This window comes from Rhodococcus mengyinensis (genome assembly GCF_048381435.1).
Classification (GTDB): domain Bacteria; phylum Actinomycetota; class Actinomycetes; order Mycobacteriales; family Mycobacteriaceae; genus Rhodococcus_F; species Rhodococcus_F opacus_D.
This window is the reverse complement of the sequence record NZ_JBLWIT010000157.1, coordinates 1-18116: the sequence shown is the minus strand read 5'-3', so window position 1 is coordinate 18116 and position 18116 is coordinate 1. Positions and strand designations below refer to the sequence as shown.

19 protein-coding genes, 4 pseudogenes and 1 other annotated feature are annotated in these 18116 nt (G+C 65.8%); of the genes and pseudogenes, 14 read left to right on the top strand and 9 right to left on the bottom strand.

Annotated features, from left to right (window positions below):
- Window positions 1-1541: (Fe-S)-binding protein (locus tag ACNJ7E_RS42005; RefSeq protein ID WP_418342559.1), on the top strand; the 1541-nt coding region annotated here is incomplete at its 5' end.
- A 701-nt stretch (window positions 1542-2242) separates the two neighbouring features.
- Here ACNJ7E_RS42005 and ACNJ7E_RS42000 read toward each other — a convergent pair.
- Both ACNJ7E_RS42000 and ACNJ7E_RS41995 read right to left on the bottom strand, forming a co-directional pair.
- Complete coding sequence (locus ACNJ7E_RS42000) at window positions 2243-2437, bottom strand: hypothetical protein (RefSeq protein WP_039951636.1); 195 nt, start codon at window positions 2435-2437, stop codon at window positions 2243-2245.
- Between the two features lie 27 nt (window positions 2438-2464).
- Window positions 2465-3913 (bottom strand): patatin-like phospholipase family protein, encoded by a 1449-nt coding sequence (locus tag ACNJ7E_RS41995; RefSeq protein ID WP_418342558.1) that lies wholly within the window; start codon window positions 3911-3913, stop codon window positions 2465-2467.
- A 576-nt stretch (window positions 3914-4489) separates the two neighbouring features.
- Between ACNJ7E_RS41995 and ACNJ7E_RS41990 the strand changes: the two genes are divergently transcribed.
- The gene (locus ACNJ7E_RS41990) at window positions 4490-5794 is read left to right on the top strand and encodes an Lsr2 family DNA-binding protein (RefSeq protein ID WP_418342557.1); all 1305 of its coding nucleotides are present in this window, start codon (window positions 4490-4492) and stop codon (window positions 5792-5794) included.
- Window positions 5795-6186: 392 nt separating this feature from the next.
- Window positions 6187-6534 carry a hypothetical protein gene (locus tag ACNJ7E_RS41985; RefSeq protein ID WP_418342560.1) on the top strand — a complete coding sequence of 116 codons (348 nt, stop codon included), beginning with the start codon at window positions 6187-6189 and terminating at the stop codon, window positions 6532-6534.
- A 287-nt stretch (window positions 6535-6821) separates the two neighbouring features.
- Here the strand turns inward: ACNJ7E_RS41985 and ACNJ7E_RS41980 are convergent, their stop codons facing one another.
- Window positions 6822-7112, bottom strand: coding sequence for a DUF4193 domain-containing protein (locus tag ACNJ7E_RS41980; RefSeq protein ID WP_007300005.1), 291 nt, complete (start codon window positions 7110-7112; stop codon window positions 6822-6824).
- A gap of 349 nt (window positions 7113-7461) precedes the next feature.
- Complete coding sequence (locus ACNJ7E_RS41975; protein ID WP_418342556.1) at window positions 7462-7914, bottom strand: helicase associated domain-containing protein; 453 nt, start codon at window positions 7912-7914, stop codon at window positions 7462-7464.
- A gap of 120 nt (window positions 7915-8034) precedes the next feature.
- Between ACNJ7E_RS41975 and ACNJ7E_RS41970 the strand changes: the two are divergent.
- From ACNJ7E_RS41970 to ACNJ7E_RS41945, 6 genes and pseudogenes are all read left to right on the top strand, one after another.
- Window positions 8035-9038 (top strand): annotated as a pseudogene (locus ACNJ7E_RS41970) (IS3 family transposase); the annotation flags it as partial.
- Window positions 8307-8438: a sequence feature (AL1L pseudoknot), on the top strand. (Overlaps the previous pseudogene by 132 nt.)
- Before the next feature lie 83 nt (window positions 9039-9121).
- Complete coding sequence (locus ACNJ7E_RS41965) at window positions 9122-10447, top strand: IS30 family transposase (RefSeq protein ID WP_418342555.1); 1326 nt, start codon at window positions 9122-9124, stop codon at window positions 10445-10447.
- Between the two features lie 28 nt (window positions 10448-10475).
- Window positions 10476-10799: pseudogene (locus tag ACNJ7E_RS41960) on the top strand (integrase core domain-containing protein); the annotation flags it as partial.
- Between the two features lie 300 nt (window positions 10800-11099).
- A complete protein-coding gene (locus tag ACNJ7E_RS41955) occupies window positions 11100-11438 on the top strand; it encodes a DUF6308 family protein (protein ID WP_418342554.1) in 339 nt (112 codons plus the stop codon).
- Between the two features lie 122 nt (window positions 11439-11560).
- Window positions 11561-11836 carry a DUF6308 family protein gene (locus tag ACNJ7E_RS41950; RefSeq protein ID WP_237720459.1) on the top strand — a complete coding sequence of 92 codons (276 nt, stop codon included), beginning with the start codon at window positions 11561-11563 and terminating at the stop codon, window positions 11834-11836.
- Between the two features lie 62 nt (window positions 11837-11898).
- Window positions 11899-12084, top strand: a pseudogene (locus ACNJ7E_RS41945) (phosphate transport system regulatory protein PhoU); the annotation flags it as partial.
- A gap of 147 nt (window positions 12085-12231) precedes the next feature.
- On the opposite strand, the gene ACNJ7E_RS41940 reads toward ACNJ7E_RS41945, so the two are convergent.
- Complete coding sequence (locus tag ACNJ7E_RS41940; RefSeq protein ID WP_039951575.1) at window positions 12232-12774, bottom strand: GIY-YIG nuclease family protein; 543 nt, start codon at window positions 12772-12774, stop codon at window positions 12232-12234.
- A 145-nt stretch (window positions 12775-12919) separates the two neighbouring features.
- Window positions 12920-13087: pseudogene (locus ACNJ7E_RS41935) on the bottom strand (hypothetical protein); the annotation flags it as partial.
- Here ACNJ7E_RS41935 and ACNJ7E_RS41930 point away from each other — a divergent pair.
- Window positions 13070-13198, top strand: coding sequence for a hypothetical protein (locus ACNJ7E_RS41930; protein ID WP_337460052.1), 129 nt, complete (start codon window positions 13070-13072; stop codon window positions 13196-13198). The pseudogene ACNJ7E_RS41935 and the gene ACNJ7E_RS41930 overlap by 18 nt on opposite strands.
- Before the next feature lie 375 nt (window positions 13199-13573).
- Here ACNJ7E_RS41930 and ACNJ7E_RS41925 read toward each other — a convergent pair whose 3' ends face one another.
- Window positions 13574-13813 carry an ATP-dependent DNA ligase gene (locus ACNJ7E_RS41925; RefSeq protein WP_157234262.1) on the bottom strand — a complete coding sequence of 80 codons (240 nt, stop codon included), beginning with the start codon at window positions 13811-13813 and terminating at the stop codon, window positions 13574-13576.
- A 417-nt stretch (window positions 13814-14230) separates the two neighbouring features.
- Here ACNJ7E_RS41925 and ACNJ7E_RS41920 point away from each other — a divergent pair, with 417 nt between their 5' ends.
- Window positions 14231-14377, top strand: a complete 147-nt coding sequence (locus ACNJ7E_RS41920; protein ID WP_167332375.1) for a hypothetical protein — start codon at window positions 14231-14233, stop codon at window positions 14375-14377.
- A gap of 427 nt (window positions 14378-14804) precedes the next feature.
- Here the strand turns inward: ACNJ7E_RS41920 and ACNJ7E_RS41915 are convergent, their stop codons facing one another.
- Together ACNJ7E_RS41915 and ACNJ7E_RS41910 are read right to left on the bottom strand one after the other, a co-directional pair.
- The gene (locus tag ACNJ7E_RS41915) at window positions 14805-15329 is read right to left on the bottom strand and encodes a DUF2441 domain-containing protein (protein ID WP_007298006.1); all 525 of its coding nucleotides are present in this window, start codon (window positions 15327-15329) and stop codon (window positions 14805-14807) included.
- Window positions 15330-15466: 137 nt separating this feature from the next.
- Complete coding sequence (locus tag ACNJ7E_RS41910) at window positions 15467-15628, bottom strand: hypothetical protein (protein WP_157234263.1); 162 nt, start codon at window positions 15626-15628, stop codon at window positions 15467-15469.
- Window positions 15629-15907: 279 nt separating this feature from the next.
- Between ACNJ7E_RS41910 and ACNJ7E_RS41905 the strand changes: the two genes are divergently transcribed.
- The 3 genes from ACNJ7E_RS41905 to ACNJ7E_RS41895 all read left to right on the top strand — a co-directional run bounded on the left by ACNJ7E_RS41905 (window position 15908) and on the right by ACNJ7E_RS41895 (window position 17583).
- On the top strand, window positions 15908-16246 hold the full coding sequence (locus ACNJ7E_RS41905; RefSeq protein ID WP_007298007.1) for a hypothetical protein: 339 nt from the start codon (window positions 15908-15910) through the stop codon (window positions 16244-16246).
- Window positions 16243-16851, top strand: coding sequence for a hypothetical protein (locus tag ACNJ7E_RS41900; RefSeq protein WP_202715294.1), 609 nt, complete (start codon window positions 16243-16245; stop codon window positions 16849-16851). The genes ACNJ7E_RS41905 and ACNJ7E_RS41900 overlap by 4 nt, the downstream gene beginning before the upstream one ends.
- A 411-nt stretch (window positions 16852-17262) precedes the next feature.
- Window positions 17263-17583, top strand: coding sequence for a hypothetical protein (locus tag ACNJ7E_RS41895; RefSeq protein ID WP_237737283.1), 321 nt, complete (start codon window positions 17263-17265; stop codon window positions 17581-17583).
- Window positions 17584-18116 lie beyond the last annotated feature (533 nt).

Below are 18116 nucleotides of genomic sequence, written 5' to 3'. Positions count from 1 at the left end.
GCATCTTCCGGGACTTCCTGGTCGCGGCGAGCACACTCGTCGCCGGCTACGGCGGATCCCTGTCCGGTGAGCACGGGGACGGCCGCGCCCGCAGCGAACTATTGCCGCTGATGTACTCACCGGACGCGATGAAACTCTTTGCTGCCGTCAAGCACGTCTTCGACCCGGACAACATCCTCAACCCCGGAGTGGTGGTCGACCCCCACCCGGTCGACGCGGACCTGCGCATTCCCGCAGCCCCACTCCTGCGCCGCAACCTGGCCCTGGCCTACCACCACGACGACGGAGATTTCACCCAGGCGGTGCACCGCTGCACCGGCGTCGGAAAATGCCGGGCCGACAACACCGCCACCGGGGCAGTGATGTGTCCGTCGTATCAGGCGACCCGGGAGGAGAAGGACTCCACCCGCGGCCGGGCGCGCGTGCTGCAGGAGATGATCAACGGCACCGACATCGACGGTGGCTGGCGATCGCCCGAGGTTCACGACGCCCTCGACCTGTGTCTGTCCTGTAAGGGGTGCTCCTCGGACTGCCCGACCGGTGTCGACATGGCCGCGTTCAAATCCGAAGTGCTGCACCAGAGCTACAAGGGCCGCATCCGCCCCGCCTCGCACTACTCGCTGGGATGGCTTCCGCGCTGGGCGAAGATCGCCAGCCACGCGCCCGGTCTGGTCAACGCCGCGATGCGCGTTCCCGGCATCGGACCGCTGGCGTTGTCGTCGGCCGGAGTGGACGAGCGCCGCACCATCCCACCGTTCGCGAAGCAGACGTTCCGGTCCTGGTTCAAGGCCACGGAGAACGACCGCGTCACGACCGGTGACCCGGTGCTGCTGTTCGTGGACTCGTTCACCAACTACTTCACCCCCGAGGTCGGGCACGCCACGGTGAAGGTGCTCGAGGCCGCCGGCTACCGGCCGCAACTGACCGACAAGCAGCAGTGTTGCGGGCTCACCTGGATCTCCACCGGGCAGCTCACCGCGGCGAAGAAGATCCTCGGCCACACCGTGGATGCACTGTCCGGTAGTGCCGCGGCCGGAATTCCGATCGTCGGAATGGAGCCGTCCTGCACGGGTGTGTTGCGCTCGGACGCCGCGGAACTGCTCGGTAGGTCGGCGGCCGAACCGGTCGCCGACGCAACCCGCACCCTCGCGGAACTGTTGACGGACCGAGGGTGGGAACCGCCGTCTCTCGAAGGCAAGTCCGTTGTCGCGCAGCCGCACTGCCACCATCATTCGGTGATGGGATGGAGTCCGGACGCTCAGCTTCTCGAGAGGGCAGGCGCGCAGGTTCAGCGGCTGGGCGGATGCTGCGGATTGGCCGGCAACTTCGGGGTGGAGAAGGGGCATTACGAGGTGTCGGTGGCGGTCGCCGAGCAGCACCTCCTGCCCGCCGTGGCCGGGGCGGACGCGGACACCACGATCCTGGCCGACGGCTACTCCTGCCGGACCCAGTTGTCGGATCTGACCGATCGTCGCGGTGACCACTTGGCGCAATTGCTCGCCGCGCAGCTCGACGCCGACGCTGCGCGCCGACGGGACTGACCCCCGGGGGTGCACACAAGGGTGGCGGCGGGTGAGACATGACCCTCACACTCGGCCCACTTCCATCGAATAACGTCACAGTTACGAGCCTCGGCACCTCGCCGAGGCTGTCGGATTCCTCGACGCCACCCGACACACCTACCCGTGGGACGAAGTGGTCGAAACGCCGGTGCCGCTCGATCAGCTGAGCCGCGTCCTGAGACCGACGCCGTCGGGCATCCTGCGGACCTCGGTCGCGCCATAAGGCACTCCCGGGGCATCCGGATCGTATTCTCCTCGGGCGGTGCCGGGAGTCGATCGTGTGGCAGTTGACCAGCAACACGAACGCGGGCACCAGGAAGAGCAGCACGGGAGCGAGGGACCCCGGCGCTCCGGTCGACGCGACCCAGCGGAACTGGACGATTCGACCTAATGGTGTTTGCGCTCAACATATTCCACACTGTCCCCGGAGCTGATTCGGTTCAGCGGTGCTTAGGTTTGTCGGCACGAATATTCGGGTCGCGAATGTAGGGCAGGGGGCGACAGGATGCGGGCACATCGACAGACGAGGTGAACGGCCGCGCGGGCGCTGCGTTGGGCATGGGGCTGGCGATGAGCGTTCTTTGGGCGCCGGTCGCGGCGGCGGAGGAGGTTCCGGACCTACCCGGGGCGATTTCGGTGTGGCAGGTCCCGGACCGAGCCGGTCCCGCCCACATTACGCATCACGATGCCGCCCGGTACGCGCGGCAGCACCCGGGATCGGTTCCGCCCGGCGTCAACGACTTCACCTGCACCCCCACCGCCGTGCATCCGAGACCAGTGGTGCTGGTGGACGGCACGGACTCGAACGCGTACTCGGACTGGGCGGCGCTCGGTCCGCGACTGGCCGCCGCGGGGTACTGCGTGTTCGCGCTCAATTACGGCGGCGAGCCTGGGGGCGACAACTACGGAACCGAGGACATGACGGTCAGCGCCGGCCAGCTGGCACAGTTCGTGGCCACCGTCCGCGACGCGACCGCCGCGCCCGAGGTCGACCTCGCCGGGAAGTGCGAGCAGATAAGGATCCGATCAGGCAGTGTCGGTGGTCTCGGCGCCGATTCCTGCGCCGTGCGTCTGCATTGCGGCGTGGACGGAGATCCGCTGGGGCGGGACGTGCTTCGGCGCTCCGGTGAGCCAGGGTGGTTGGTCTGTGCCTGCCAGGAGCAGGTGTGCGTCCCGTCGTCCCATACAGATTGCGGCGTTGATGAATCCGCGGTCGAAGAGCAGGTAGCTGAGGAGGTCTCCGCGGCGGGCGCCGTCGCCACCGAGCAGTCGTCCCAGGAGCAGTAGGTCCGGATTGCGAAGCATGCGCCATGCGCCGGCCGGCCACCGGTTCCGGTCGTCGAATGTCTCGGCGGCGAGGGTGCCGAGGCAACCGCGCGTCTCGGGGCCGAAGAACAGGTAGGGCACATCGACGTAGTGGTGGTGCCGGTCCGGCGACCATCGGCGACGAATTCGTTGATCTTGCCGAGGGTGCGCAGATCCTCGACCATCCGATCGACCAGAGCGGCATCGAGCACCCGCACGACCATGTCGTCGACATCCGGTGGTCCCGGCTCCTCGCCGGTGTTGGGCACTGGGGGGTAGACCGCCGGGTGGGTGGCGACGACGACCAACTTGTGCGCGCCCAGGGACAGCGCCGGTTTGAGTGGGGCGTTGAGCCGGATCCCACCGTCCGCGTACCAGCCTCGCGCATCGTTGGGGGTGGATACTTCGACCGCGGGGAACAGTGCCGGAATCGCGGCGGAGGCCCGGACGTGCTCGGCGGTGACCCGCACATCGCGGTAGTCGATCGCGCGGTTGGCGTCCGGTGGCGGGAGCGGGTCGGCACCGTTCCTATCGACGAAGACCACCGTCCGGTTGTCGGCGGCCGAGGTAGTCACCACCGCCAGCGACGTCCGTCGGTCGTCGAGGTTCGCTGCGAGCTGTCGCCAGTCGACCAATCGGTGGGCGGTCCGGGCCAGTGGCGTGGTGTCGACCAGACTCGTCAGGCGAATCCCCGGTATTCCGCAGAGCTGACCGGTCCAGCGTGCGATCGTGGCGGGTCCGCTGTACATCAGTGGCCGGAACACGTCGTCGATGTCCACGCTCCGCCAGACCGCGAGGGCGGCGGCGGCCTGCTCGTCGGCTGGCAGGTGGGCGCCGGCGGCGAACAGCGTCGCATTGATCGCTCCGGCGCTGGTGCCGATGAACAGATCCGGTGTGATGCCGGCCGCGCGCAGGAATGGCACGACGACGGACAGAACGCCGGCCTCGTAGGCTCCGCGCGCTCCGGCACCGGCGACCACCACGGCGACCCGGGACGGATCGGGGCCTGGCCCTGGATTGAGGTTGTGCGGTTCGTGCGGTTCCATCGTCGATCCCCTTCATCACTTGCGTGCACGCCGCCGCAGTCGGTTTCGGGTGAACCGTGTGAGTGCGGTGCGGAAGAGAATGATGCCGGCTGTGGGTGACCACACTCCGAGTGTGGTGGCACGGCCACGGCGGTGTTCTCCGGGCTGCTGGGGATGTGGCCGGCGCGCGGCCTTCGCGAGGTAAGGTTCGGTGCCGCTGTGACCCGAGTCCGGGAGGCGCTGCACCGCCGGAATTGCGGCACAGTCTTCGGTGAGTAGGTGTAAGGCCGTCAGGCGCACACCCTGCTCGGCACCGTGAACACCGGACTCGGCAGTGTCGACCACTCCAATACTGCAGCTGCCGAAGGAATTTCGGGATTTCGGTGGAGAATAGTCCCTGTCGGGGTGAGTCGTGCTCGTCCTGCATGAAGCTCGGTGCGATTGATTTTGAGCTCGACGAGGATCTTGTTTGCTCTGCCCACATGGACAATGTCTTGAGACGGTGAATTGTTAGTCCGGTGAGCTTCCTCATTTCCGGGACGAGCCTGCCGTTACTGTGTGCGTTCGACGATTGCCCTGACGTAGAAGGAGAGCACGATGGCGGTATCACCGAGAAATTCCGAAGGTTCGGCGAAGGGGACAACCAAGGAGATCCGCGAGTGGGCGATCCGAGAGGGTCGCGAAGTGTCACCCCGCGGTCGCATCTCGGCCGACATCGAGCAAGCTTTCCATGACGCTCAGGCGACGAAGGTTCAGGCAAAAGCGGCGCCGGCGAAGAAGACGGCCGCGAAGACGACGGCCGCGAAGACGACAGGGCCGAAGAAGACGGCTGCGAAGAAGGCGTCTGAGAAGAAGGCGTCTGCGAGGAAGTCTCCGGCGAAAGCGGCAGGGGCGAAGTCGACGACTGTGGAGAAGATTGTCGCCACGAAGGTACCGGCGGTGAGCAAGTCTCCGGCGAAGACGACGACCAAGGAGATTCGAGAGTGGGCGATCGGAGAGGGTCGCGAAGTGTCTCCCCGCGGCCGGATTTCGGCCGAGATCGAGCAAGCTTTCCATGACGCTCAGGCGACGAAGGCTCAGGCAAAAGCGGCGCCGGTGAAGAAGGCGGCCGCAGAGAAGATAGTCGGGGAGAAGGCTCCCGCGAAGAAAACGGCCGCGAAGAAGTCTCCGGCGAAGAAAACGGCCGCGAAGAAGGCTCCGGCGAAGAAGGCGTCTGAGAAGAAGGCGTCTGCGAGGAAGTCTCCGGCGAAAGCGGCAGGGGCGAAGTCGACGACTGTGGAGAAGATTGTCGCCACGAAGGTACCGGCGGTGAGCAAGTCTCCGGCGAAGACGACGACCAAGGAGATTCGAGAGTGGGCGATCGGAGAGGGTCGCGAAGTGTCTCCCCGCGGCCGGATTTCGGCCGAGATCGAGCAAGCTTTCCATGACGATCAGGCGACGAAGGCTCAGGCAAAAGCGGCGCCGGTGAAGAAGGCGGCCGCAGAGAAGATAGTCGCGGGGAAGGCTCCCGCGAAGAAAACGGCCGCGAAGAAGTCTCCGGTGAAGACGACAGGGCCGACGAAGACGACTGCGAAGAAGACGGCCGTGGAGAAGGTCGTCGAGAAGGAGGCTCCGGTGGAGGGAGCGGCGGCGGGTACGGCTCCGGCGAAGAAGACGGCAGCGGGGAAGACAGCAGCGGGGAAGACTGCCGGGGAGATGAAGGCCGCGGAGAAGGTTGTCGAGGAGGAGGCTCCGGTGGAGGGAGCGGCGGCGGGCACGGCTCCGGCGAAGAAGACGGCCAAGGAGATTCGAGAGTGGGCGATCAAGGAGGGCCGTGAAGTGTCCTTCCGCGGTCGGATTTCGGCCGCAATCGTGCGTGCCTTCCATGACGCTGCGGCAAAGTTGCCGGCTGTGGGCGGCTGAACCGAGTGGTGTCCGCTCTTGAGCGTGACCCACTTGCCTGTCTCTTCGAAGCCACACTCACCGGCGATGAGCGCGCCTGTGTCACAGCCATGAACGCGGGCGGACGGTCGGTGCGACTGGCACGGGAGTTCGCATTCACGAGCGCTGGTCGACAGTGTGCACCGAGGGGCCGATGGGAGTTCCGCTGGCACCTGCTGGGTGAGTGTCGGTGCCAAGAACTGTCGCCCCGTACCAAATGAGGTCCTGAGGGTTACGTCGATCTCACCGCACGATCTGCCGGGGTATTCCTGGGTCGTCGCGTGCCGCACCGGACGTGTTTTGTGCTGTGGTGTTGTTCGGAACTGACGGTTTTCTGGCTTACCGTGTCCGGTATGGCAGGTGATGAGGCTCGCGTGGTCCGGGACTTCGCGGAATGGTTGTCATCTCAGGGCTGGGTAGTCCGCACCGATGAGGATGTCGTCGACATCGTCGCCGAGAAGGACGGCCACCTGCTCTACGTCGAGGTCAAGGCTGCGACCGCCGCGCCGGATTTGGATGTCGATACCGCCATCGGTCAGCTGGTGCGGCGGATGCCGAGCGAGGCGGATCAGTCAGTGTCGTTTGCGCTGGTCGTGAGGGACGAGCCGCGATCGGTGGACGCCGCGGTGCGGGCACCGCAGCGGATTCTGGATCTGTTGGGGATGGCGTTGTACGCGGTCGACGAGGACGGGGGCGTGCGGCAGCTCTTCGGGCGCGCGTGAAGACCGTCCCCCCGGGCATGAGCGGGACGGTCAGCGGTGTGGAGATACCATCGCCAGGTCCCGCGAGAGCGGGGTAATGCGGTGATGGGGCGGTAGCTCAGTCGGTGAGAGCCGTGGACTCATAATCGGTTGGTCGCGGATACGAGCCCGCCCGCCCCACCCGCGTGCTGCCTCGGGCCCGCAGGGAGGCCCTTTGAAGAGCGAACCAGATCGTGGCGTCGGTATCCAGGGTGTGCGATGGCCGACCAATCCGAGGGCGGCCGCGCTTCTCGGTGGGTCCGAGGTGTTCAGGCGCAGTCGCGGCAGAGTTGTTGCCCAGCGTCGGCGAGGCGGCTGCGGTGGTGGACCAGGAAGCAACTGGTGCAGGTGAATTCATCGGCCTGCTTCGGGATGACGCGGACGGTGAGTTCTTCACCGGACAGGTCCGCGCCGGGCAGCTCGAACGATTCGGCGGTGTCGGTGTCTTCGACGTCCACGGCGGGGGACTGGGTGTCTTTCCGGCTGGCGGTCAGCTGTTCGAGGGAGGTGTCCGCCTCGTCGGATTCGGTGACTCTGGGGGCGTCGTAGTCGGTGGCCATGCCTGCTGCTTTCCTCATGTTCTGGGTGTTCGGCTCGCAAGATTAGAGGGTCCGGCGCCGCGACACGCTTCCGGGGTCTGGCGTGCGGTGGTTCAACTACCTGGGGAGGTGGGGAGGTCGTGAGGTGCCGGTTCGGCTCCTTACGCGGGGGTTTGGCCGTTGGTTGGGGCGTCTGGCTCGATGCCGGGTTCTTCCGCTCGGTCCGTGCTCGTGCGCCCTACATGGGTGTGAGCGACCAATTACGGTCAGGGTGCCGATGTTGTGAGGCAATAGTATTCGTGGACGAGAAAGGGAGCCTGTGCAGGCGCTCAAGCGAATGACTGCCACTCGGTACAGTGAGTGAAGCAACCTAGCGCGATGATGTTTCCCATTCCCAGCCGTTCAGGTTCTGGAGGCGGTGTTGGCGGTCGGGGTCGAGGTTTCTTGAGAGGTATCTGGCGCGTTGCTTTCTCACCCAGCTGCCGAGCCCGTACTCATTCGCCTTGTACCCGTAGGGGACGCGGGCGTGACCGTGGGTCTCGACGAAGTCGGCCAGGTGTTTGAACCCTTCCTCCCACTTGTCGGCGAGGGGGTCCCATGTCCATCCGGGTACTTCTTCGAGTCTGCGTTGGCGTTCGGGGTTGAGGGTTCTCTTGGTGTACGCGGCGCGCTGTCTTGCGACCCATTTGCCGAGGGCATATTGATCGGTGGCGTTGTAATCGAACGCTACGCGGGCATCCTGATGCTCGAGGACGTACCGCAGTAGGTGTTCGAACCCCTCGTCCCACTGATCGTCGATCGAGTTCCAGGTCCATCCGGACACGTCCTCAAGTCGGCGTTGGCGATCCCGTTCAAGGATGTCCTTGGCGTAGTTCTGGCGTTGCCTGTCAACTGAATCGTCCCGAGTTTGATGCACACCTTCTTTCTTGGGAAGGTGATCCTTATGCCGAATGTCTATCCAGCCGAGGTGCGGGAGAAGGCCGTGCGCCTGGTCCTCGAACACCGTGACGAGTACGCCTCGGAGTACGAGGCGATCCGTACGATCGCCGAGCGGATGTCCCTGAAGACGGAGACGGTGCGGGTGTGGGTCCGCAAGGCCGAGGCGGCGGGTGGCGGCACCCCGGCTGCGTCGGCATCGGAGGCTGAGGCCGAACTGCGGGCTTTGCGGCGGAAGAACGCCGAGCTCGAGAAGACCATCGAAATATTGAAGGCTGCAACGTCTTTCTTCGCGCGGGAGTGCGACCCGCCACGCAAGTGATCTGCCGGTTCATCGCCGAACACCGCGATCAGTTCGGGGTCGTACCGATCTGCCGGGTGCTCACCGAGCACGGGTGCACGATCGCCCCGAGAACCTTCTACGCCTGGCGCAGCCGGCCGTTGTCGAAACGGGCATTGTGGGACGCCACCATCACCGCGGTGCTGGCCTCCTACTACGTCGAGCGGGACGAGCACGGTCGACGCAGGCCGGAGTCGCTGTACGGCTCGTTGAAGATGTGGGCCCACCTGCGCCGTCAGGGCATCGAGGTGGCCCGCTGCACCGTCGAACGGCTCATGCGCGTCAACGGGTGGCGCGGTGCCAGCAGGGCGAAGAGGGTCCGCACCACCGTGCCGGAGCCGTCGGCGCCGCGGCCGCCGGATCTGGTCGACCGGAACTTCCGGGTCGATCGGCCCGACGCGCTCTATGTCGCGGACTTCACGTACGTCCGGATGGTGTCCGGCTTCGCGTACACGGCGTTCGTCATCGATGCGTTCGCCGGCACGATCGTCGGTTGGGAGGTGTCGACGTCGAAGGAGACCGCGTTCGTGCAGCGGGCGGTGAACCAGGCCTGCACCTTGCGGACGATGCAAGGTAACCCATTGCGCGGAAACACTATTCACCACAGCGACGCGGGGTCGCAAGGCGGATTCAACCGGTCGTCGCAACACCTCGATCACGGAGGTGTGCGATGGGACGCAAAAACAAGCAGATATCTCAGGCGCCGGTGGGTACCAGGCGGCAGTGGGCGGCGGACAGGGCGTTGCGACCTCCGATGCGTTCACCGGGCCGGCCGGAGCCGTCGCGTGCGGTGCAGCGGGACTTTTGGCGGCGGATCGCCTCGGGCGTGACGACGGTGCAGGCGGCGGAAGCTGTTGGCGTGTCGTGGCCGGTCGGCTCCCGCTGGTTCCGTCACGCTGGCGGGATGTCACCGATCAGTCTGGACGAACCCACGGGCCGTTACCTGTCATTCGCCGAGCGCGAGGAGATCGCGATACTACGCGCTCAGGACATCGGGGTCCGCGAGATCGCCCGCCGTATCGGACGCGACCCGGGGACGATCTCACGCGAGCTACGCCGCAATGCGGCGACCCGGAGCGGTAATCAGGTCTACCGGGCCCTGGTGGCGCAGTGGAAGGCGCAGCAGGCCGCGAAGCGTCCGAAGACCGCGAAACTGGTGGGCAACGACAGGTTGCATGAGTACGTGCAGGAACGGCTCGCCGGCAACGTTCGGCGCCCCGACGGCAGCGTTGTCACGGGCCCGGTGACACCAGTGTGGAAGGGGTTGAACAAGCCGCATCGGCAGGACAGGAAGTGGGCGATGGCGTGGAGCCCGGAGCAGATATCGCAACGACTGAAGATCGACTTCCCGGATGATGAGTCCATGCGCATCAGCCATGAGGCGATCTACCAATCGTTGTTCATCGAGGGCCGCGGCGCCCTCAAACGCGAGCTGGTGACGTGTCTGCGTACCGGCCGCGCGCTGCGGGAGCCTCGGGCACGTTCGCAGAACAAGCCACGAGGGCATGTCACCGCGGATGTCGTTCTCTCACAACGCCCGGCTGAAGCCGCTGATCGTGCGGTCCCCGGCCACTGGGAGGGTGATCTGATCATCGGGACGGGCCGGTCCGCGATCGGCACCCTCGTCGAGCGCAGCAGCCGATCCACACTCCTCGTGCATCTTCCTCGACTGGAAGGCTGGGGCGAGAAGCCACCCGTGAAGAACGGTACATCGCTCGGCGGTTACGGCGCCGTCGCGATGAACGCCGCTCTGACGGCCTCGATGACGAGACTCCCCGGACAACTCCGCAAGACCCTCACCTGGGACCGCGGGAAGGAGCTCTCCGGACATGCCCAGTTCGCTCTCGATACCGATACGAGGGTGTTCTTCGCCGATCCACACTCGCCGTGGCAGCGACCGACGAACGAGAACACGAATGGCCTCCTGCGCCAATACTTCCCGAAGGGAACCGACCTCTCTCGGTGGAACGCCGAGGACCTCGAGGCGGTTGCCTTGGCTGTGAACAACAGGCCGCGGAAGGTCCTCGGATGGAAAACCCCCGCCGAGGTCTTTGACGAACAGCTACGCTCACTCCAGTAGCCCGGTGTTGCATCGACCAGTTGAACTCGCCCAATATACGGCTCTGCGCTTCGGGGAGACCTTGTTCCTGCAGGGACTGCTGCCGTCGATCGGGTCGGTGGCCGACGCCTTCGACAACGCCCTCGCCGAGACGACGGTCGGGCTCTACAAGGCCGAGTGCATCGCCGACGACTCCCCGTTCCGCATCGGGCCGCTACGCACCGTCAGCGACGTCGAGGAGGCCACCTCGGCGTGGGTGCACTGGTACAACACCGACCGGCTGATGCACCGCCTTGGGCGGATCCCACCCACCGAGTACGAGGCCAGGTACTACGCTGCAGAACGTGCCGATCAACCGGTCGCACACAAATAACAGTGTGTGCATCGGACCCGGGATGGTTCACCCTCCCACCCCTCGGCTGCCCCTGCTGATTACCCTCGGCAGTCCACTTGGCCTATCCGCGATTAACAGGCGTCTCGGCCAGCCTCCCGGATACCCCGCGGCGATCCGCAAATGGGTCAACATCGCTGCACCGGACGACATCGTCGCAGCCCGACCTGACCTGCGAACGGTCTTCGATCGCGACCGTCCGGAGGATTCACATTTAGCCCCTACCTGGCGGGTCGACAATGGCTCAAGACCCCATGATGTAGCCCACTACCTCACTAAGGAATGTTGTGGCAATGCCCTCGCGGAAGCATTAACACTGGCACGCCCATTGCCGTCTCGGTGATTTTGGTGTGGGGTATGACATTGCGGCTGCCGACCACTCTTGCGACCGACTCGAATGTTGCGGCGGTCGCGGCGCTGACGGGGTATTACGGCCGCCCGTACTTGGGCGACGATGCCTACGTCGGGGCGCATTTCGATTCCTGGTCGAGCACCGGGGACCGGGCGGGGGAGGTGGATCGGTTCACGGCGGACGATCTGGTCGCGGCGGGTGTTCCTGTCGGCGGGAGGTCCCGCCGAAGGCGGCGCGGGCGATCCTCGACACCCAAGCGGAGGCGCTGAATGCCCTTCTGGCGGCGATAGGCCCGGATCGGGACGGTTCGACGAACCGGCCCCGCTGACCCTGGGGTGGCCCGCCTGGGACCTGGAAACGGCCCTCTGGGCGCTGCCGGGGATCGGCCGGGATGAAGGCAACGAAGTTGATCGCCCGCAAACGCCCCCGGCTGTACCCGATCTGGGACTCCGTCGTCGGTGCGGTCCTGGGTACGGAGCGATCACATCTGAACCCGGTGAGGGAGGCGCGTCGGGCCGACGACGGGGCGTTGCACCGCCGGTTGCTGTCGATCCGGAAGGCGGCCGGCCTCCCCGAAGAGATCTCCGCGCTGCGGGTGTTCGATGTGATCGCGTGGATGAACGGCAAGAATCGCGGCCTCGGCGATGGCTCTGAACAGGGGAGATGACACGTCCCGGTGCTGTCTTCGACAGGTGCACGAGGATGATGGGCATGCGGATGAAGTTTCACGAGCAGCTCGACGAGCTGCATCGCCGGCTGCTCACCGTGATCGAGGATCCTGCCTGGACTGGCACTATCCCGGCCGCGGTCGATGTCACCTTGTTGGGGCGTTTCTACGAGCGCTTCGGCGACCATGCCGTCGTGGTCGGGCGCCGGGTGATTTTCCTCGTCACCGGGGAGCAGATGACCCCGTAGGTCGTCGCCGTCACGGGCCGCATCGCCGCGGCCGATCCGCGTGTGGACTTCGTCGTGCCCGTGGGTGTGCGCGTTCCTGCCGTGGACGCGGTTGTCGGAGGCGACGTGGTCCATGTGATGGCCGCGCGTTGTGCGTGTGTGTGGTGGTCAGGCGCTGGTGTTGTACGCGGTGCGTGCGGCGGTGATGACGGCGAGGACGGGTCCGGGGGTGGTGTGGGCGATGTTCAGCGGCGGTGCCCACTGGCCGATGACGGTGGCCTCGACGTCGGCGGGGGTCGGGTGCGGGCACCAGGACAGTCGCAGGTGGGTGTGCATCCACGCGGTCAGGCGGGTCTCGTCCTCGTCGAGGAGGACGACGCGGTCGGTGCGGCGGGTCTGGTAGCCCTCGGCGTCGAGGAGCAGCCCGGCGAGGGTGCGGCGCAGGGTGGACGATCCGCTGCGGCGCAGGTGATTGCTGCCGATCCGGCGGCGCAGGTTCGTTGCGAGACCGACGTAGAGCAGCCGCACTGACGGGTCGGTGGGGTGAGCTGGTCCGGGGAGGTGGGGGAACACGTCGGGGGCTGCCCACCAGGCGTAGAGGCCCGACGCGGCCGGCAGCGTGGCCAGGTTGTCGAGGGCGTGACTGGTGGCGCCGAGTGCGGCGATGGCGGCGGCCGCTTCGGGTGCGTCCGTCGTGGGTGGGGTCTGCATGGCGGTCAGTGTGCCGTGTGTGGCCGACAATGCGGGTGCCGCGCGGTGTCAGTGCCGCCCCGGGTAGGTCGACCTCGTCGGGTGTCTTGTCCTCGCGCGGGCCCTTCCAGCTCGGGTGGCGCAGGCTCCCGACGAACTCGCGGTACTCGACATCCCGACCAGCCTCGGTTCGACGTAGTGCGCGCCGCGGGCGTCCCGTGCCGGCACGGCGGTGGCGAGCGGGCTGGTGGGCTGCTCGATCTGCGCGAGCTCGCCGGCAACGCTCGCCGGTCCGCTGGCTGAATCCTGTTCCGACGTGGCCGATGTAGACCAGTCGGTGGTGGTTGTCGTCGTGGGCGCCCAGGAGCAGGGAACCGATCCCGTCGCGGGCGGTGCCGGCGCCGTCGACCCAGGTGGTCACGACGACCTCGGTATTGCGGCGTAGCGGAGTTCGCGAGCGGCCCGAGCACGCCGGCATTGTGTGATCCAGGTGGGGGGAGCGGCGGCCGGGTCGGTAGGGCGAGTCGATGCGTGTGGCCACCGCACCCCTCGAGTCCGTGCTCGCGTGCCAGCGCGAGCATCTGCCGGCCGTCGATGTCGGTCTGGTGCAGCCGGGACCTGCACCCGTGGCCCCGGCTGCACGAGATCGGCCAGCACTGTTCGGCGCTCGAGATACGGCAGCGCGGTCGTGGACTGGCCGTCGACGTCGAGGTCGTCGAACGGCGCCGCGGCGAGGAGCTGCGCCGTCGGACGCTGCGCGTGCATTCGCCGCTGCAACCGAGCGAACGACGGTCGGCCCTGCTCGTCGAGGGCGACGACCTCACCGTCGACGACGCCGTCGTGGCCGCTGAGCGCCCCCCGGGAGCGCTTCGGAGAGTTCGGGGAAGGAAGTGGGTGGTCTCTCGTTGCCGTTGCGGCTGTACAGGCGGCCCTGACCGCCTGCAACGAGGGCGATCGCGCGCTGTCCGTCCCACTTCCACTCGAGGGCCCACCCCGGGCCGGTCGGGACCTCGCCGAGGGTGGCCAGCATCGGTGTGGGTGCCGCCTGCGAGGAGGGCATACACGTCGAGTGTGTGCCCCGCCGTGTCGAATCAGGGTGTTCGTGGAACCAATCGGGGTGGAGCTGCGTCCTATCGGCGGGCGTCGGGCCGGAACACCGGCATGTCAGAGCGTGGGTGGGTTCTGGCCGGTGCCGGCGGGCCTGGGATTGTCTCGATCGGCGTACATCGCCTGGATCCGTTGCGGGATCTCCGGGTCCTCGACGTCGACTGTCCGGCCCCGCCGGAGGTACCTACCGGCAAGTAGGTAGCAGTTGCCGAAGATTCTGTCGGACAGGTGGATTGGCGCAGTTCTCCGTTGTGGTGTACAACTTCATGAGCCAGTGATTGTGAAGCAGTTCACATCATCTGTGACGGGGGTGCGGGTATCACGCCGTGACTGTTCCCCTCGCCGGTGACCTTCGACGAAAGAGGATGCATTGCCTACAGTCTCGACGCTCCGGACTGCCCCGATCGCCGCACGTCCGCCCCGCGGTGGTGGGTCGATGAGCACCGCGGAGATCAAGTCGAGGGTCGAGGCCATGTTCGCCGACCGTCGTCCGGCCGGTCCGTCGGGTGCACGCTGAAACGAGGGGGAGTGTCTGTGAATGTGCTGTTGCTGATGATGTTGTTGCTGACCGCGTTCGCCGCGGTTGTGGCGATGCGGACCGACGAGCGGTCGAACTTCCGCCGCTGACCTGCGGGCGGTCGGAGTCCATCGACACGGCTGGGAAGCTAGGCGGGGAAGTGATCTCGTCGTCACGCGTCGTGTCGATGGCTGGGTGTGCTCACCGGAGTAGGCCCCGGTTCGGCCACTGATCGTCACGAATTCCGGCCGCGGCTGAGGTGGCCGGGGTCGCGGATGGGTGGTGCGGCGTGTCGGCCACCAATTATGGCCGCGAACAAGGGCGAGCGGGCGCACCTGGAGTGACCTGTCGGTCGAGGTTGCCGAGTTCTCGGCGTCGGCCGCACATCCGACCGGCGTGTGAAACTCGTGATAGACAACGGTTCTGACTACTCGGCCGGACCGACTACGTGGACAGGTGGGGGTAGCAGGATCTCCCATGTCACGGGTACCTCGTGGTCTGGGTTCTGCTGTAACCAATAGCAGTGGGCGTGGTACGAGGTCATCAGGGCGGTGCCGTGGGTACGAAGCAGATCCATGTTTGCCCGGAAGCCGTCGTGAGCGGTCTCCACTTGCCAGATCGTCGCGGTGCCCGTTGGGTCTAATGCGGTGCGGAAGGTGTGGGCTTGTTCCAGTGTGTCCACGGCGAAGACGGATTGGAAGCGAGAGGGCGCGGTCGGGTAGTGCGCACGACGCACATTTTCCCAGATCAGCTCGATGGAGTGGTCGGTGACCTGGAAGAGCACATCTGCGTTGACGAAGTTGTTTTCACCGTGGGCTGCAACGCCGTCCGGGAACAGCACGTCGAGGTGTCGTTGCAGATGTGGGGGGTTCACATCGTCGTACCGGGTGAGTCCGAGGGTTTGTCCCTCGTGCAGGGTCCCCCGTCGATCGACGGTGTAGAAACGCGGCATTTCACAAGCCTCTCGTGCAATCGATAGTGGGTAGATTTCAGCATCCGGTTGGCCCATCGACATGAACGAAAGGCATGGGTGCAAGGGGCACGCGCACTCGAGCCGGCTCCATCTCGGCCGACCGGTAGGGCGAACCGCTAGGAGTGCACGCCGAGATCGTAGCGATCGACACGAACGAGCTGACCTGCGTCCGTGCCCGGGGTCTCGGCGCGATTGGACGCTGCCGGCTCCCCGGCGAGCGACGCGCGTGCTGCTCGCAGGGCGGTGGCCGAGCGGCCTACGTCGGCTCGCTGCTGCATCTTCACAGGACATCGCCCCACTGGTCGGAGAAGTCCCGGAGTGTGCGTTGCACGCGGGTGGCTCGCACCAGGCCACCAGACCGCGGCCATCGAAGTACACGCTTGCGGGGATATCGCGGTAGCGCGGAGGGTCTGCTGTGAGCTGTTGTTCGGATCGGCGGATGGTGGTCGGGTCGTCGCTGCGTGTGCGTGGGGTGACCTGGGTAAACGGTGGCCGGACCCGTACACTGTGGGCACCGACCGCAGCGGTGGTTGGCCTGAGCGAGGAGGGAGCGAGAGATGACCGTCATCAACATGAAGGTCACCCGTCAGAAGCTCCTGCAGACCGCCATCTTGGACAAGGTCGAGCGCGAGCATCTGCCCCTCGACACCGTCCGCGTTCGCCGCAGTCTTCAGAGTGTCCGTGAGCATGTGAGTCGCAGCCCGTATTTCACCGACTTCCTGGATCGGTGGGAACAGATCGTCGAGGACAACGACGTCGAGACGCTTCGTCGGGTCGTCGAGTCGGACGACGAGGCTGGGAACGAGATGCGTAACCTTTCCCCGTTGCACGTGCTGCTGACCGAGGATGAACGCATGAAGGTCCTCGATGAGCTGCGTGAGCTCGTCCTGAGGTGAACCGCGGGGAGCTCGAGCAGGTCATCAGGGCAGCCTGCGCGAACCTCGACGAGGGGCAGGTGATTGTCTTCGGCTCCCAGTCGATTCTCGGGTCCTATGACGAGACGGAGTTGCCGGAGTACGCGACGTTGTCGCGTGAGGTTGATGTGTTTCCGCGGAGCGGCATCGACGCTCCGGCGTCGCCGGCGGTGGTGGAAAAGATCCTCATGCTCAACGGGCGGCTTGGTGAAGGCTCACCGTTTCATGAGTCTTTCGGTGTGTACGTCGAGGGGATCCACAAGGACGTGGTGGTACTGCCGAGGCAATGGGACAACCGGCTGGTCGCGGTGAAGGTCGAGGACGGGTCGGAATATGGGCGGACGGGGTTTTGTCTCGATCCCGTGGACCTGTGTGCGTCCAAGGCCATCGCTGGTCGCGAGAAGGACCGCGTGTTCGTGGCGGCTCTGGTGGAGGGCGGGATCGTCACTGCCGCACAAATTCTCGGCCGTATCGACAATTACGGGATCGAGTGGCCCGACACCTACGACGCGGACAGGGACGTGGCACTTGGTCGCGCCCGGAATTGGCTTGCCGACCTCGAGAAATTCGGCGACGGCCTCGGCTGATCGGGACGAAGCTGCGCCGGACCAAGCCTGGACGCAGACCGTGGATCCTGGGTACTGAGGCGGAGGCGCTGAACGCCCTTCTGGCGGCGGTGGGCCTGGATCGGGACTGGGTTTCGTCGAACGGTCCCGCTGACCCCGCGGTGGCCTGCCTGGGGCCTGGAAACCTCCCTGGGGCGTGCTGGGATCGGCCGGGCGAAGGTGACGAACGTCCTCGGCCTCCCCGACGAGATCTCGGCGCTGCGGGTGTTTGATGTGATCGCGTGGATGGAGGGGGAAGAACCGCGGCCTCGGGGAGCGTTCTGACCTGGGAAGATGACACGTCCCGGGGTGATCGGTCATCGGCGGGGCCGATGATGGGTGGTGTGGACGAGGCAGCACCCGGGGGGATCGGGAAAGGGGCTGCGGATTTCGTTGGGCGTCATCGCGGGTCTTTTGCTGGGGTTCTTCTGCTATCTGCCGGCGGTGATCTTGTGGCAGCACTACGGCGATGTTGTGCAGCCGCGGGTGTATCCGCGCGGCTCGTTCATCTCGTTCGGGCCTGATCCGCCGCCGGCCTCGTATTGGGTGAGCTGGGCGGGCCCAGCTGTTGTGGTGGTGGCGTGCGGGTTGATGACGGTTCCGTGGCGGCCCGCCCGGCAGTTCGCTGTGCCGTTGGTGTGCGCGTTCGTGCCGATGGCGGCAATGGTGGCGTGGTTCATGATCGGAATGGAACTGTTCTTCACTCCCGACTGAACCGCCGGCGAAGCGCTGAATCCGCTTGGTGTGATGGCGGCCCGTACCCGATTTTCGGGGTGCGGGCCGTGTCCCGGTGTGGGGCTGTAATGATGCTGTGACCTGGTGTGATGACATGTCCCCGGTTTGTGATGTGGAGGCGCTGGCGACCTGTGTTGGGGAGTGCCGGCGTGAGGGCGCGCGGGTGTCTGTTTCGTCCGTTGTGGAGCCGTTTTGGATGTGATTTTGAAAGTTGTTGATGTGCAATATGTTTGAGTAATCAATTGGTTGATAACATTTTACAAATGTTGTGCACAAATATGAGGTTGTAAGGTTCGTAATCGGTTGTAGATCAATAGATTTGGATGTTTTGAGGTTTTTGCCTGCTTTGGGTTGGGTTGGGATGGGGTGGTATGATGTGGGTATGACATGGAGCGGCGAGGGAAAGCGAGTGGGCGACGGGTCGGGAGCATCCACTCGCATTCCCAGCCTCTTTGGGGTGTGGGGGACCGGATCGAACGCTTCGATCAAATGTGCAGGTGAGAGCCTGATCC

What these genes read in the sequence shown, in the direction of transcription:
- ACNJ7E_RS41995 (WP_418342558.1), bottom strand. Translation starts at nt 3,913, where the DNA reads ATGGAACCGCACGAACCGCACAACCTCAATCCAGGGCCAGGCCCCGAT.
- ACNJ7E_RS41990 (WP_418342557.1), top strand. Translation starts at nt 4,490, where the DNA reads ATGGCGGTATCACCGAGAAATTCCGAAGGTTCGGCGAAGGGGACAACC.
- ACNJ7E_RS41980 (WP_007300005.1), bottom strand. Translation starts at nt 7,112, where the DNA reads ATGGCCACCGACTACGACGCCCCCAGAGTCACCGAATCCGACGAGGCG.
- ACNJ7E_RS41965 (WP_418342555.1), top strand. Translation starts at nt 9,122, where the DNA reads ATGCGTTCACCGGGCCGGCCGGAGCCGTCGCGTGCGGTGCAGCGGGAC.
- ACNJ7E_RS41955 (WP_418342554.1), top strand. Translation starts at nt 11,100, where the DNA reads ATGTTGTGGCAATGCCCTCGCGGAAGCATTAACACTGGCACGCCCATT.
- ACNJ7E_RS41950 (WP_237720459.1), top strand. Translation starts at nt 11,561, where the DNA reads ATGAAGGCAACGAAGTTGATCGCCCGCAAACGCCCCCGGCTGTACCCG.
- ACNJ7E_RS41940 (WP_039951575.1), bottom strand. Translation starts at nt 12,774, where the DNA reads ATGCAGACCCCACCCACGACGGACGCACCCGAAGCGGCCGCCGCCATC.
- ACNJ7E_RS41925 (WP_157234262.1), bottom strand. Translation starts at nt 13,813, where the DNA reads ATGCCCTCCTCGCAGGCGGCACCCACACCGATGCTGGCCACCCTCGGC.
- ACNJ7E_RS41915 (WP_007298006.1), bottom strand. Translation starts at nt 15,329, where the DNA reads ATGCCGCGTTTCTACACCGTCGATCGACGGGGGACCCTGCACGAGGGA.
- ACNJ7E_RS41910 (WP_157234263.1), bottom strand. Translation starts at nt 15,628, where the DNA reads ATGCAGCAGCGAGCCGACGTAGGCCGCTCGGCCACCGCCCTGCGAGCA.
- ACNJ7E_RS41905 (WP_007298007.1), top strand. Translation starts at nt 15,908, where the DNA reads ATGACCGTCATCAACATGAAGGTCACCCGTCAGAAGCTCCTGCAGACC.